We start from the raw sequence: 12,907 nt of genomic DNA on the forward strand, positions 1-12,907 counted from the left end.
CGTTCTCGCCCCGTCAGGGGCGCGGGACACGGCGCTCCCGCAGTCGAGGTTCTCGGGGCTGCGCCCCGAACCTCTGGGGTGGTGCGTCGGCTGCAGGCCGTCGGTGGCTGGTCGCGCAGTTCCCCGCGCCCCTACGGGGCGCTAGGCGTACGTGACCCCCGTCAGCTTCTCCGAGGCCTCCCAGAGGCCCCGCCCGGCCGCGTCGGACAAAGTCCAGCCTGCGCGCACCGACCGCGCAGGCGCCCCGCGCCACAGCTGTACCCGCGGCCCGATGAACTCGTCCGGCCGGACCCCCGGTGCCGTCGCCGCGTACAGCGTCGGCAGCGCGCCGTCCTCCGCGCTCTGGGCGACGAGCCGGTTCGCCAGCTCCACCGCCCGCTCGGCCCAGGCCCGTTCCTCCATGCGCGGCCCCGCCGTCTGGAGGTTGGTGGCCGCGTAGCCGGGGTGCGCGGCGGCCGCGACGACCGGCGAGCCCTCGGCGGCGAGCCGCCGCGCCAGCTCGTGCACGAACAGCAGGTTGGCGCTCTTGGAGCGGCCGTACGCGATCCAACGCCGGTAGCGCCGCTCCATGTTGAGGTCGCGCGGGTCGACGTTGCCCAGGAAGTGCAGCCCGCTGGAGACGGTCACCACCCGCGCCCCCGGCCCGGCGGCCCGGAGCCCCGGCAGCAGCAGGCAGGTCAGGGCGAAGTGGCCGAGGTGATTGGTCCCGAACTGCATCTCGAAGCCGTCGACCGTCTTGCGCTGCGGCAGCGCCATCACACCGGCGTTGTTGATCAGCAGGTCGATCCGCTCGCCCGCCAGGCCGTCCGCGAAGGACCGCACGGAGGCGAGGTCGGCGAGGTCCAGCTGCCCCAACTCGGCGTCGGCGTCGGGCACCTGGGACCGCAGCAGTTCCAGGGCGGCCTTGCCGCGCGTCGTGTCCCGGCAGGCCAGCACCACGCGCGCGCCGTGCCGGGCGAGTTCACGGGCGGTCACCAGGCCGAGCCCGCTGTTGGCACCGGTCACCACGGCGGTACGGCCGCTCTGGTCGGGGATGTCGCTCGCGGTCCAGCCGTTCATGCGGGTGCGCTCCTCTGCGGTCCGGGAAGGCCAGCGTAGACCGCCCGGGGGCGCACCGCAGACCTTTCACGCCGGGGGCGTGCGCCCTTCGTCACACGGCGCCACGGTGCCCCGTAGGGGCGCGGGGAACTGCGCGACCAGCCCCCACCGGCCCGCAGACAACGCACCACCCCAGGGGTCCGGGGCGAAGCCCCGAGAACCTCGACTGCAGGCGCGTCGTGGCTGGTCGCGCAGTTCCCCGCGCCCCTACGGGGCGCGAAAAAGCCGCACCGGCAGGACCTCCGTGCTGTTGCTGATGAAGCTGGGCAGCCGGGGCAGTTCGTGGTCCGGGACGGCCAGTGCGAGGTCCGGGTGGCGGGCGAAGAGCGCCTCCAGTGCGACGGTCGCCTCCAGGCGGGCCAGCGGCGCGCCGATGCAGTAGTGCGCGCCGTGGCCGAAGGACAGCAGCCGGCCCGCCGGGCGGCGGGTGACGTCGAAGCGGTCCGCGTCCGGCCCGTAGGCGCGCTCGTCGCGCCCGGCGGAGGCGTAGGCCGCGAGGACCGGCGTGCCCCGCGGCACGACCGTCCCGCCCACGGGCAGGTCGCGGAGCGGATAGCGGAAGGGGAAGAGGCCCACGGGGGCGTCGTAGCGCAGGGTCTCCTCCACCGCGTCCGCCCAGCCCGCCTTGCCCGACCGGACCAGCTCCAGCTGGTCCGGGTGGGTGCACAGCGCCCGCACCGCATTGGTGATCAGGGCGAGCGTGGTCTCGTGCCCGGCGACGACCAGGGTCAGCAGGGTGGCCGTCAGTTCGCGGTCGTCCAGGGCGCTCCCGTCCTCGTCGTGCGCGGCCACCAGGGCGCTGGTGAGGTCGTCGCCGGGCTCGGCGCGGCGCAGGGCGGCGAGGCGGCCGAGGGCCTCGGCCATGCCGAGGTTGGTGGCCGTGCTCTCCTCGGGCGTGGCCGTCGTCCTGGCGATGGCGTACGAGAACCGGCGGAGCTCGCCCCGCATCCCGGGCGGGACGCCGAGCAGTTCGCCGATGACGGACATGGGCAGCGGGAGGGCGAAGTGGTGCCGCAGGTCGACCACGCCGGAGGCGTCCGCGGCCGCGCCGAGTCCGTCCAGGAGTTCAGCGGTCAGCCGCTCGACGCGGGGCCGCAGGCCCTCGATCCGGGCGGGGGTGAAGACCTTGGTGACGATGCCGCGCAGCCGCCGGTGGTCGATGCCGTCGGCGGTGGTCATGCCTTCGAGCGTGGCGAAGATCGTCAACGGCCAGCCGTCGGGTATCGCCCCCTCGCGCAGGGCCGTGAAGTGGCAGGCGCCCTTGGCCACATCGGGGTCCGCGAGGAACTCCTTCAGCTCCTCGTGCCGGGTGACGGCCACGGCCGGGACGTCACCGGGCAGCACGACGGGAACGGCCGCTCCTCGCGCGCGCAGGCCTGCGTCGTCCTCGTGCCGGCGGGTGCCCGCCGGGTCGAGGCGGTGCGGTGTGCGATCGGTGCGGCCGGTGCGGTCGGACATCTGACGCTCCATCCGGTAGGGCGGGCGGGTCCTCGGGCCATGGTGGCCCCGGGCGTGCTTGCGCGTCACCGGGACGGGGCACATGGTCCGGTGAGCCATGTGGCGGCATCCGGTGCAGCTGGGTCGGCCGGGGTCCGCGGGGCGTCCGTACGCTGTCCTGCAGCGGAACACGTGTCATCGGACTGTGCGGAAAACAGCCCGGTGTGCGCCGTATCCCGGCAGTTGCGGTTAGCCTGTCGACTACCTTCCTGACGTGGTGGGGGTGCCCGTGCGTTTCTCCTGGTGGAGCCGGGCCCGGTGGGTCCGGGCCGTGCTCGCGGGGCTCTATGTCGTCACCCTCGCCGCCGTCGTTCCCAAGGGGGCCGGTGGCCACGGCCGGGACGGCAGCTGGTCCAGCGAGGAGGCCCGCCGCTTCTGGGGCCCCACCCGGATGACGTCCTCCACGGACCCCGGGAACCCCGAGGACGCCGACGCCGACCCCGACGCCAAGAGCGAGGCCCAGAAGATCACCGGCAGCGCGCGGCACTTCGACGGGGTGCCGACGGTGGGCGTGATCTTCTACGTCGGCGAGGACATGAAGAACCACCACTGCACCGCGAGCGTGGTGCACAGTCCCAAGGGCAACCTCATCGTGACCGCGGGGCACTGCTCGTTCGGTGACGCGGCCGCCTTCGTCCCCGACTACCAGCAGGGCGCGAGCAAGCAGCCGTACGGCGTCTGGGCCGTCGACCGCACCTTCACCGACCCGCGCCGCGACGACTACGGGGACGGCTCCGACCTCGACTTCGCGTTCGCGACGGTCAAGGCGGACTCCCGCGGCAGACAGCTCGAACGGGTGACGGGCGCGAACCGGCTGGTGCGGACGCCCGGATACACGAACCGGGTGACGGTCATCGGCTACCCCGACGTCGACGACGACCCGGCGGACCAGGCCATCCGCTGCACCGCGATGACCGACCGCCTGGACGGCCACCAGCAGCTGCGCATGCGGTGCGACGGCTTCTACTCCGGGACGTCGGGGAGCCCGTGGCTCACCCACTTCAACGAGAAGACGAAGACCGGCGACCTGGTGGGCGTCCTGGGCGGCCTGAACGGCGGCGGCCCGGACGGGGACGAGAGCGCACGGGTGTCGTACAGCCCGGTCAACGACGACGAGATCTTCAAGCTGTACCTCGACGCGATCAACGACCGGGAGCCGAAGCGGTAGCCGGTGCCCTGGCGCTATGCGGTACCACGGTGCCCCGTCAGGTTCTGCGGGCCGGTGGGGGCCGGTCGCGCAGTTCCCCGCGCCCCTACGGGGCGCCCGGTCGCGCCCACGCGGCGGAGCCGCATATCAAACGGAGCCCCGCGCCCCTTACGGGGCACCGGCCGCCAGCGCCCGTTCCACTCCCGCCTCGTGCGGGCCCAGGAACGTCGGGTCCGGCCGTACCACCGCGCTGACGACCGCCTTGCCCGCCGCGAAGACCTCCCGCACCCCGCCCGCGTACCAGGTCGCGTCGTGCGTGTTCGACACCCCGACCCCGTACGAGTCGATCCCCGCCGCGCGGCACAGCGCCACCGCCCGCCGGATGTGGAACTCCTGGCTCACCAGTACCGCCCGCTGCACGCCGAACACTTGCCGCGCCCGCGCGCAGGAGTCCCATGTGTCGAATCCGGCATAGTCGGCGACCACCCGCTCGGCCGGAATCCCGTGCTCCGTCAGATAGCGGCGCATCGCGTCCGGCTCGTCGTACTCGACACGGCCGTTGTCGCCCGTCACCAGGATCACCCGCACCTTCCCCGCCCGGTACAGCGAGACCGCCGCATTCAGCCGGGCCGCCAGATACGGCGACGGCCGCCCGCCGTCCAGGCCCGCACCGAAGACCACCGCCACCTGGGCGGCAGGTGCTTCCCGCACGTCCCGCAGACGGGGCGAGGCGGTCGCGTGGATCCAGGCGGACGGCAGCAGGGCCAGCACGCAGGCCGCCATCACCGCCCACAGCACCCGCCGGGCCCGCCGCCTTCGCACGTCTGTCCAGCGTCTGTTCATGCCCGGACCACGCAGGACCGCCCCCGGCCGGTTCCCGCTCCCGTCTGTCACACCCGGCGGTTACCGTCGGGGGTATGAACGGCACAGGCACAGCACGGAGCGAAGGCGCAGGCAGCGAGACCCCCGGCATCGCCGGGTACGACGCGGCGGACGTGGAGCGCTGGGCGCCCGAGCCCGACAAGCGGCCCGGGCGGACGGCCTTCCAGCGCGACCGGGCGCGCGTGCTGCACTCCGCCGCGCTGCGCCGCCTCGCCGGCAAGACCCAGGTCGTCGCCCCGGGCGCCAACGCCCAGGCCTGGGACGCCACGCCGCGCACGCGCCTGACGCACTCGCTGGAGTGCGCCCAGGTCGGCCGGGAGCTGGGCGCGGCCCTCGGCTGCGACCCCGATCTGGTCGAGGTGGCCTGCCTCGCGCACGACCTGGGCCACCCCCCGTTCGGCCACAACGGCGAGCAGGCGCTCAATGAAGTGGCCGATTCCTGCGGCGGGTTCGAGGGCAACGCCCAGTCGCTGCGCCTGCTCACCCGGCTCGAGCCGAAGCGCTTCGTGCCCGGCCCGTCGACGGGCGACGGCGAGCCGGTCAGCGTGGGCCTCAACCTCACCCGCGCCGCGCTCGACGCCGCCACCAAGTACCCCTGGCCGCGCGGCGGCCACCCCACCGACCCGGCCTCCCGCAAGTTCGGGGTCTACGAGGACGACCTGCCCGTCTTCACCTGGTTCCGGCAGGGCGCCCCCGCCCACCGCCGCAGCTTCGAGGCCCAGGTCATGGACTGGGCCGACGACGTGGCCTACTCCGTGCACGACGTGGAGGACGGCCTGCACGCCGGCCACCTGGACCCCGGCGTCCTGCGCGCCGGCCCCGAGCGCCGCGAGGTGTTCGCCGTCGCCGCCCGCCGCTACGCCCCGGGCGCCGAGCCCGGCGAGCTCGCCGAGGCGCTGGACCGGCTGCTGGCCCAGGAGTGGTGGCCGCACGGCTACGACGGCAGCGCCGTCGCCCAGGCCCGCCTCAAGGACGCCACCAGCCAGCTCATCGGCCGCTTCTGCCTGGCCGCCGAGACGGCCACCCGCGCGGCCTGGGGCCCGGGCCGGCTCGGGCGGTACGGGGCCGGGCTCGTCGTCCCCCGCGGCACGCGGCTGGAGTGCGCCGTCCTCAAGGCCGTCGCCGACCGCTACGTCATACAGCGGGAGGACCAGGAGAAGCTCAGGGCCGAGCAGCGCGTCGTCATCGCCGAGCTCGCCGAGGCCCTGGTCGCCCGCGCGCCCGACGGCCTCGACCCGCAGTTCCGCACCCTCTTCGACGCCGCCGCCGACGACGCGGGGCGGCTGCGCGCGGTCGTCGACCAGATCGCCGCCCTCACCGACGCCTCGGCGCGCACTCTTCACGCCAGGCTCACGGGGGCGGGGTCACGATAATCCCGGGCCCTTGCGGGTACTGACCCGTCCGGGCTGTGCTTACCCGGGGGACGACCCCCGGACCCCCAGCCGGAAGAACGGCCCACGGCGAGGCCCCACGGGGGCGGTACGCAGACGCACTGCGCGGCAGCGAGGAGGCAGCAAGTGGTGGACGCAGACCAGACGTTCGTCATCGTGGGAGGAGGCCTGGCCGGTGCCAAGGCGGCCGAGACCCTCCGGTCGGAAGGTTTCACCGGCCGGGTGATTCTCATCTGCGACGAACGCGACCACCCCTACGAGCGCCCGCCGCTCTCTAAGGGGTACCTCACGGGAAAGACCGACCGGGAGGACGTCTTCGTCCACGAACCGGCCTGGTACGCCCAGGCCGACATCGAGCTCCACCTCGGCCAGCCCGCCGTCGCCCTCGACCGCGCGGCGAAGACGGTCCGCCTCGGCGACGGCACGGTCGTCGCCTACGACAAGCTGCTGCTGGCCACCGGCGCCGAGCCGCGCCGCCTCGACATCCCCGGCACCGGCCTGGCCGGCGTGCACCACCTGCGCCGCCTTGCCCACGCCGAGCGGCTGCGCGGCGTCCTCGCCTCCCTCGGGCGCGACAACGGCCACCTCGTCATCGCCGGAGCCGGCTGGATCGGCCTGGAGGTCGCCGCCGCGGCCCGCGGCTACGGCGCCGAGGTGACGATCGTCGAGCCCGAGCCCACCCCGCTGCACCGGGTCCTCGGCCCCGAGCTCGGCCAGCTCTTCACCGACCTGCACGCCGCGCACGGCGTCCGCTTCCACTTCGGCGCCCGGCTCACCGAGATCACGGGCCAGGACGGCATGGTCCTGGCCGCCCGCACCGACGACGGCGAGGAGCACCCCGCCCACGCCGTCCTCGCCGCGATCGGCGCCGCCCCCCGCACCGCCCTCGCCGAGGCCGCGGGCCTCGCCCTCGTCGACCGCGCCGACGGCGGCGGCATCGCCGTCGACGCCTCCCTGCGCACCTCCGACCCCGACATCCACGCCGCGGGCGACGTGGCCGCCGCCGAACACCCCTGGCTGCACACCCGCCTGCGCGTCGAGCACTGGGCCAACGCCCTCAACGGCGGCCCCGCCGCCGCCCGCGCCATGCTCGGCCAGGAGGTCGCCTACGACCGCGTCCCGTACTTCTTCTCCGACCAGTACGACGTGGGCCTGGAGTACTCCGGCTATGCGCCCCCCGGCTCGTACGACCAGGTGGTCCTCCGCGGGGACGCCGGAAAGCCCGAGTTCATCGCCTTCTGGCTGCGCGAGGGCCGGCTGCTGGCCGGGATGAACGTGAATGTGTGGGACGTCACGCAGGACATCCAGCGCCTCATCCGCTCCGGGGCCCGCCTCGACCCCGAGGCCCTCGCCGACCCCGCCGTCCCGCTGGACGCGGTGCCCACCGCATGAGCCGGATCCGCACCGCGCTCGTGCCCGTCGCGGAGATCTTCGCCCTGCGGCACGCCGTGCTGCGCCCCGGCCTGCCCGCGGAGACGGCCGTCTTCCCGGAGGACGGCAGCCTGGGGACGTTCCACGTCGCCGCGTACGACGAGGAGGGGGAGGTGCAGGCGTGCGTGACGTTCCTCCCCGAGCCGCTGCCGGGCACGGGCGAGGCGGCGTACCGCTTCCGCGGCATGGCCAGCGCCCCGGCCGTCCGCGGCCGGGGGTACGGCGTCGCCGTGCTCGAAGCGGGCCTGGCCGAGGCCGCGGCCCGCGGCGCCGGGCCGGTGTGGTGCAACGGCCGCACGGTCGCGCGCGGCTTCTACGAGCGCCACGGCTTCACCGTGCAGGGCGAGGAGTTCACGGTCGAGGGCGTGGGCCCGCACCTCGTCTTCGTGATCAAGGTCGGGGGTGTCGGCGCCCGGCCGTAGAATTCAGGCGTGGCAGGCAGGATCAACGATGACGATGTGAGGGCGGTCCGGGACGCGGTCCCGATCGACGCCGTCGTGTCCGAGTACCTCCAGCTGCGCAACGCGGGCGGCGGCAATCTCAAGGGCCTCTGCCCGTTCCACGACGAGAAGTCCCCGTCCTTCCAGGTCAGCCCCGCCAAGGGGCTGTTCTACTGCTTCGGCTGCCAGGAGGGCGGGGACACCGTCGACTTCGTCATGAAGATCGATCACCTCTCCTTCGCCGAGACCATCGAGCGGCTTGCCGCCCAGGCCGGCATCACCCTGCGGTACGAGGAGGGCGGCTACACCCCGGGCCGCCAGCAGGGCGAGCGCATCCGCCTGGTCGAGGCGCACAAGGCCGCCGCGCAGTTCTACGTCGACCAGCTGGGCAGCCCCGAGGCCGAGATCGGCCGCCGCTTCCTGGCCGGCCGCGGTTTCGACCAGGAGGCCGCGCAGCACTTCGGCGTCGGCTACAGCCCGGCCGGCTGGGACCACCTCACCCGCTTCCTGCGCGGCAAGGGCTTCAGCGACAAGGAGCTGATCGTCTCCGGCCTCGCCCAGGAGAGCCGCGGCGGCCGCCCCATCGACCGCTTCCGCGGCCGCCTGATGTGGCCCATCCGCGACATCACCGGCGAGGTCATCGGCTTCGGCGCCCGCAAGCTCCGCGACGACGACAACGGCCCGAAGTACCTCAACACCCCCGAGACGCCGATCTACAAGAAGTCCCACGTCCTCTACGGCATCGACCTCGCCAAGAAGGAGATCGCCAAGACCAACCGCGCGGTGGTCGTCGAGGGCTACACGGACGTCATGGCCTGCCACCTGGCCGGCATCACCACGGCCATCGCCACCTGCGGCACCGCCTTCGCCGGCGACCACATCAAGATCCTGCGCCGGCTGCTCATGGACAACTCCGGCTCCGAGGTCGTCTTCACCTTCGACGGCGACGCCGCCGGCCAGAAGGCCGCCCTGCGTGCCTTCGAGGACGACCAGAAGTTCGCCGCCGAGACCTCCATCGCCATCACCCCCGGCGGCATGGACCCCTGCGAACTGCGCCTCGCCGAGGGCGACGCGGCCGTGGCGGCCCTGGTGGAGGCCCGCACCCCGCTGTTCGCCTTCGCCATCCGCCAGGTCGTCGCCCGGCACAACCTCGATACCGCCGAGGGCCGGGCCGCCGCCCTGGAGGCGGCCGCGCCCATCGTCGCGAACATCAAGAACAGCGCCATCCAGCACGAGTACGCCGTCCAGCTCGCCGGCATGCTCGGCATCCTGGACACCCAGTTCGTCGTCCGCCGCGTCGGCCAGCTCGCCCGCTGGGCCCGTGAGCGCGGCCAGCGCCCCGAGCAGGGGCGCGCACAGCACCGCGGCGCGCCGCCCGCCGCGCCCGCACCCCAGCAGCCGTCCGTGCGCGGCCCGGCGCTCAATCTGCGCAGCCCCGCCCACCGCACCGAGCGGGAGCTGCTCAAGCTGGCCCTCCAGCACCCCGAGCTCGTCGCCCCGGCCTTCGACGCCTATATGGAGGACGAGTTCACCGCCCCGCCCTACGCCGCCGTGCGCCGGGCCATCGAGGAGGCCGGCGGCGTCACGCAGGCCGGCCCCGGCTATCTGACCGGCGTCCGCGACGCCGCGCCCGACGACACCGTCCGTGCCCTGGTCACGGAGCTGGCCGTCGAGGCCGTCCACGCCCGCACGGTCGACGCGATCTATGCGGGCACCCAGCTGGTGCACGTCCGGCTGCGGGCCGTCGAGCGCCGCATCGAGGAGGTCCAGGCGGGCATGATCCGCCTGGGCGCCCAGGCCGACCCGGCGCAACTGGCCGCCGTGCAGAACGAGTTGTGGGTCCTCCAGCAGTACGGCAAGTCCCTCAAGGACCGCGGCGCGGCTGCGCTGTAAGAGCCTGCTGTAACCGGCCGGTCACGGTCAGGGCTCAGAAAGTGGTCGCACGCCCCTCGTGGCGGGCGTGTGTCGTGCTCCACACTATTGGGCGGTGCCTGAGTCCTCGGAGCGCGGCAGGCCCGGCGGCCGCCAGGGCCCTGCCCTGGGACCCGGCCCCTTTGCGAAGCCGCTCTCGATCCCCCGCAAGGGCGACGGCTCGGCCGCCGCCGCGCCCTGATCCGTGCCGCCCCGTTCTGCCGCCACACCAGCGATCACCCTGGAGGTCGCCCCCGTGCAGACCCGGACCCCGACCCTCCCTCAGGCCCCGGCCGCCCCGGCACCGACCGTGCCGCGGCAGGACGGGCCGCCCGCGACCGAGGCCTTCGCCGAGGAGGCGCCCCCGGAACCGGTGCGGGCCGATACCGGCAGCCCCTCGTCCGACCTCTTCCGTCAGTACTTGCGCGAGATCGGCAGGATTCCCCTGCTCACGGCGGCCGAGGAGGTGGAGCTGGCCCGCCGCGTCGAGGCCGGGCTGTTCGCCGAGGAGAAGCTCCTGTGCACCCCCGACCTCGACACCCGCCTCGCCCTGGACCTGGACCGGCTGGTCGTCCTCGGCCGGATGGCCAAACGCCGGCTGATCGAGGCGAATCTGCGGCTCGTCGTCTCCGTCGCCAAGCGCTACATCGGCCGCGGCCTCACCATGCTCGACCTCGTACAGGAGGGAAACCTGGGGCTGATCAGGGCAGTCGAGAAATTCGACTACGCCCGTGGCTACAAGTTCTCGACGTACGCGACCTGGTGGATCCGCCAGGCCATGTCCCGCGCCCTCGCCGACCAGGCCCGCACCATCCGAGTGCCCGTCCACGTCGTGGAGTTGATCAACCGGGTCGTGCGGGTGCAGCGCCGCATGCTCCAGGAGCGCGGCTACGAACCCACCGCCGAGGAGGTCGCCGCCCAGCTCGACCTGTCGGAGGAGCGGGTCAGCGAAGTCCTGCGCCTCGCCCAGGAACCGGTCTCGCTGCACGCGCCGGTGGGCGAGGAGGACGACGTCGCGCTCGGCGACCTCATCGAGGACGGCGACGCCGCCTCACCGGTGGAGTCGGCCGCCTTCCTGCTGCTGCGCGAGCACCTGGAGGCCGTGCTCTCCACGCTCGGGGAGCGCGAGCGCAAGGTCGTCCAGCTGCGCTACGGGCTCGCCGACGGCCGCCCGCGGACCCTGGAGGAGATCGGCCGGATCTTCGGCGTCACGCGGGAGCGCATCCGCCAGATCGAGTCGAAGACCCTGAACAAACTCCGCGACCACGCCTTTGCGGACCAGCTGCGCGGCTACCTGGACTGAGACCCGCACAGGTCTTTCAGAGCGCCCCCGGGTGCGTCTGTTCGCGCACCGCCGCGTACTGCTGCCGCACGGCCTGCCCCGCCGCCAGGTCCTCGCCGGGATCGAAGACCTGGCCCGTCACGGAGGGCCACTGCGGGGGCGTGTGCGGGGCCAGGGTGCCCTGCTGGACGCCCAGCGACCAGGCGGCCTGCCGCGCCGCGCCCAGCGCCGCGTAGTCCATCGGCTGCGGGACGACGACCTGCGCGCCGAACAGCGCCGGCGCGACGGCCTGCACGGCGGGCAGCTCGGCGGCCTGGCCCAGCAGGAAGACCCGGCGCACCTCGACGCCGCGCGAGCGCAGCACGTCCAGCGCGTCCGTCAGCCCGCACAGCATGCCCTCGAACGCCGCCCGCGCCAGGTGCTCCGGCCGCATGCTCTCGCGCCGCAGCCCCGTCAGCGTGCCCGAGGCGTGCGGCAGCTGCGGGGTGCGCTCGCCCTCCAGGTACGGCAGCAGGACGAGCCCGTAGGCGCCCGGAGAGGACTGCAGCGCCAGGTCGGACAGGCCCGGCAGGTCCGTGCCGAGCAGCTCGGCGGTGCCGCGCAGCACCCGCACGGCGTTGAGCGTGTGGACGACGGGCAGGTGCATGCCGGTCGCGTCGGCGAACGAGATGATCGTGCCGGTCGGGTCCTCCAGCGCCGAGTGGTGCACGGAGAAGACCGAGCCCGAGGCGCCCAGGGAGATCACCGCGTCGCCGGGCCCGACGCCCAGCCCGAAGGCGGCGGCCATCGTCTCGCCCGTGCCCGCCGAGATCAGCAGCCCCTCGGGGGTGTGCCCGGCCGGCTCGGCCGGGCCGAGCACGTCGGGCAGCGCGGCCTGCCGGCCCAGGGCCAGCTCCACGAGATCCGGCCGCCATTCGCCCGTCGCGGCCGACCAGAAACCGGTGCCGGACGCGTCCCCGCGGTCCGTCGTCCGGCGCAGGGGCCTGCCCAGCAGCTGCCAGACCAGCCAGTCGTGCGGCTGCAGGAGGGCGGCGGCACGGGCGGCCGACTCCGGCTCGTTACGGGCCAGCCAGCGCAGCTTCGCCAGGGCCTGCCCGGCCTGCGGCACCGACCCGACCGCCTGCGCCCAGGCGGCCCGGCCGCCCAGCGCATCGGTCAGCTCGGCCGCACAGGGCTGCATGCGCTTGTCGTTGCCCAGCAGAGCGGGACGGACCAGCACCCCGCCGGCGTCCAGCACGAGCAGACCGTTCTGCTGCGCGGAGACGCCGATGGCCTGCACGCCCTCCAGCACGCCCCCGGCGGCGGCGTCGCCCAGCGACATCAGCCAGGCCTGGGGGTCGCCCTCGGCGACCTCCGGATGCGGGGCGTACCCCTGCCTGAGTACGGCACCGGTGTCCGCGTCGCAGACGACGATCTGTGTGCTCTGGGCAGAACTGTCCAGCCCGGCGACTATCCCCATGCCGATGATGATGCCAAATCCTGCGCGCCTTCTCGCAGCGGCTCAGGTGTTGCTGGTGCCCCAGTCGTCCTCGTCGGACGTGCGCTGCCCGCGGAGCGACCGGATCCGGTCGGACAGGGGTCCGGACCCCGGCAGGCTGCTGCCGATCCGTTCGAACGCCCGCGAGGCCATGGCCCGGCCGTTCTGCGCGGCGGACTCCGCGGTGTTGCGGACCGCCGGGTTCTGCGCGATGCGCTGCGCGCCCTTGCGCAGCTCCTCGTAGCGCTCCCGGCCGGCCCGCGCACCGAGCACATATCCGACGGCCAGTCCGGCGAAGAACGTCACCCGGTAGCGCATCGCGCACCGTCCTTCCGTTGGATCCGCTGTGCT

General features: G+C 74.1%; 12 protein-coding genes. 7 read left to right on the forward strand and 5 right to left on the reverse strand.

All coding sequences use genetic code 11. The features are described from left to right. Nucleotides 1-141: 141 nt before the first annotated feature. Together ACWD4B_RS20845 and ACWD4B_RS20850 are read right to left on the reverse strand one after the other, a co-directional pair. Complete coding sequence (locus ACWD4B_RS20845) at nucleotides 142-1,059, reverse strand: oxidoreductase (protein WP_451422132.1); 918 nt, start codon at nucleotides 1,057-1,059, stop codon at nucleotides 142-144. A gap of 246 nt (nucleotides 1,060-1,305) precedes the next feature. Beyond that, entirely contained in the window at nucleotides 1,306-2,556 is a 1,251-nt protein-coding gene (locus ACWD4B_RS20850; protein WP_451422133.1) for a cytochrome P450 family protein, read from the reverse strand. Nucleotides 2,557-2,809: 253 nt separating this feature from the next. Here ACWD4B_RS20850 and ACWD4B_RS20855 point away from each other — a divergent pair, with 253 nt between their 5' ends. After that, a complete protein-coding gene (locus ACWD4B_RS20855; protein WP_451422134.1) occupies nucleotides 2,810-3,763 on the forward strand; it encodes a trypsin-like serine peptidase in 954 nt (317 codons plus the stop codon). Between the two features lie 147 nt (nucleotides 3,764-3,910). Here the strand turns inward: ACWD4B_RS20855 and ACWD4B_RS20860 are convergent, their stop codons facing one another. Beyond that, nucleotides 3,911-4,585: a SanA/YdcF family protein gene (locus ACWD4B_RS20860; protein ID WP_451422135.1), complete on the reverse strand. Its 675-nt coding sequence runs from the start codon at nucleotides 4,583-4,585 to the stop codon at nucleotides 3,911-3,913. A gap of 74 nt (nucleotides 4,586-4,659) precedes the next feature. On the opposite strand from ACWD4B_RS20860, the gene ACWD4B_RS20865 reads away from it, so the two are divergent. The 6 genes from ACWD4B_RS20865 to ACWD4B_RS20890 all read left to right on the forward strand — a co-directional run bounded on the left by ACWD4B_RS20865 (nucleotide 4,660) and on the right by ACWD4B_RS20890 (nucleotide 11,100). Further along, nucleotides 4,660-5,997, forward strand: a complete 1,338-nt coding sequence (locus ACWD4B_RS20865) for a deoxyguanosinetriphosphate triphosphohydrolase (protein ID WP_451422136.1) — start codon at nucleotides 4,660-4,662, stop codon at nucleotides 5,995-5,997. 144 nt (nucleotides 5,998-6,141) lie between these two features. Continuing rightward, nucleotides 6,142-7,407 (forward strand): NAD(P)/FAD-dependent oxidoreductase, encoded by a 1,266-nt coding sequence (locus ACWD4B_RS20870; protein ID WP_451422137.1) that lies wholly within the window; start codon nucleotides 6,142-6,144, stop codon nucleotides 7,405-7,407. Then, nucleotides 7,404-7,868, forward strand: a complete 465-nt coding sequence (locus ACWD4B_RS20875) for a GNAT family N-acetyltransferase (protein ID WP_451422138.1) — start codon at nucleotides 7,404-7,406, stop codon at nucleotides 7,866-7,868. The genes ACWD4B_RS20870 and ACWD4B_RS20875 overlap by 4 nt, the downstream gene beginning before the upstream one ends. Nucleotides 7,869-7,877: 9 nt before the next feature. Next, nucleotides 7,878-9,779 (forward strand): DNA primase, encoded by a 1,902-nt coding sequence (gene dnaG / locus ACWD4B_RS20880; RefSeq protein WP_451422139.1) that lies wholly within the window; start codon nucleotides 7,878-7,880, stop codon nucleotides 9,777-9,779. Between the two features lie 94 nt (nucleotides 9,780-9,873). Then, on the forward strand, nucleotides 9,874-9,999 hold the full coding sequence (locus ACWD4B_RS20885) for a hypothetical protein (RefSeq protein ID WP_336411718.1): 126 nt from the start codon (nucleotides 9,874-9,876) through the stop codon (nucleotides 9,997-9,999). A 3-nt stretch (nucleotides 10,000-10,002) separates the two neighbouring features. Further along, nucleotides 10,003-11,100: an RNA polymerase sigma factor gene (locus ACWD4B_RS20890; protein WP_451422140.1), complete on the forward strand. Its 1,098-nt coding sequence runs from the start codon at nucleotides 10,003-10,005 to the stop codon at nucleotides 11,098-11,100. 16 nt (nucleotides 11,101-11,116) lie between these two features. On the opposite strand, the gene ACWD4B_RS20895 is transcribed toward ACWD4B_RS20890, so the two are convergent. Next, a complete protein-coding gene (locus ACWD4B_RS20895) occupies nucleotides 11,117-12,538 on the reverse strand; it encodes an FGGY family carbohydrate kinase (RefSeq protein WP_451422141.1) in 1,422 nt (473 codons plus the stop codon). 42 nt (nucleotides 12,539-12,580) lie between these two features. After that, nucleotides 12,581-12,874 carry a YtxH domain-containing protein gene (locus ACWD4B_RS20900; protein WP_451422142.1) on the reverse strand — a complete coding sequence of 98 codons (294 nt, stop codon included), beginning with the start codon at nucleotides 12,872-12,874 and terminating at the stop codon, nucleotides 12,581-12,583. Between the last annotated feature and the right edge of the window lie 33 nt (nucleotides 12,875-12,907).

It is taken from the genome of Streptomyces sp. NPDC002536, from assembly GCF_053594995.1.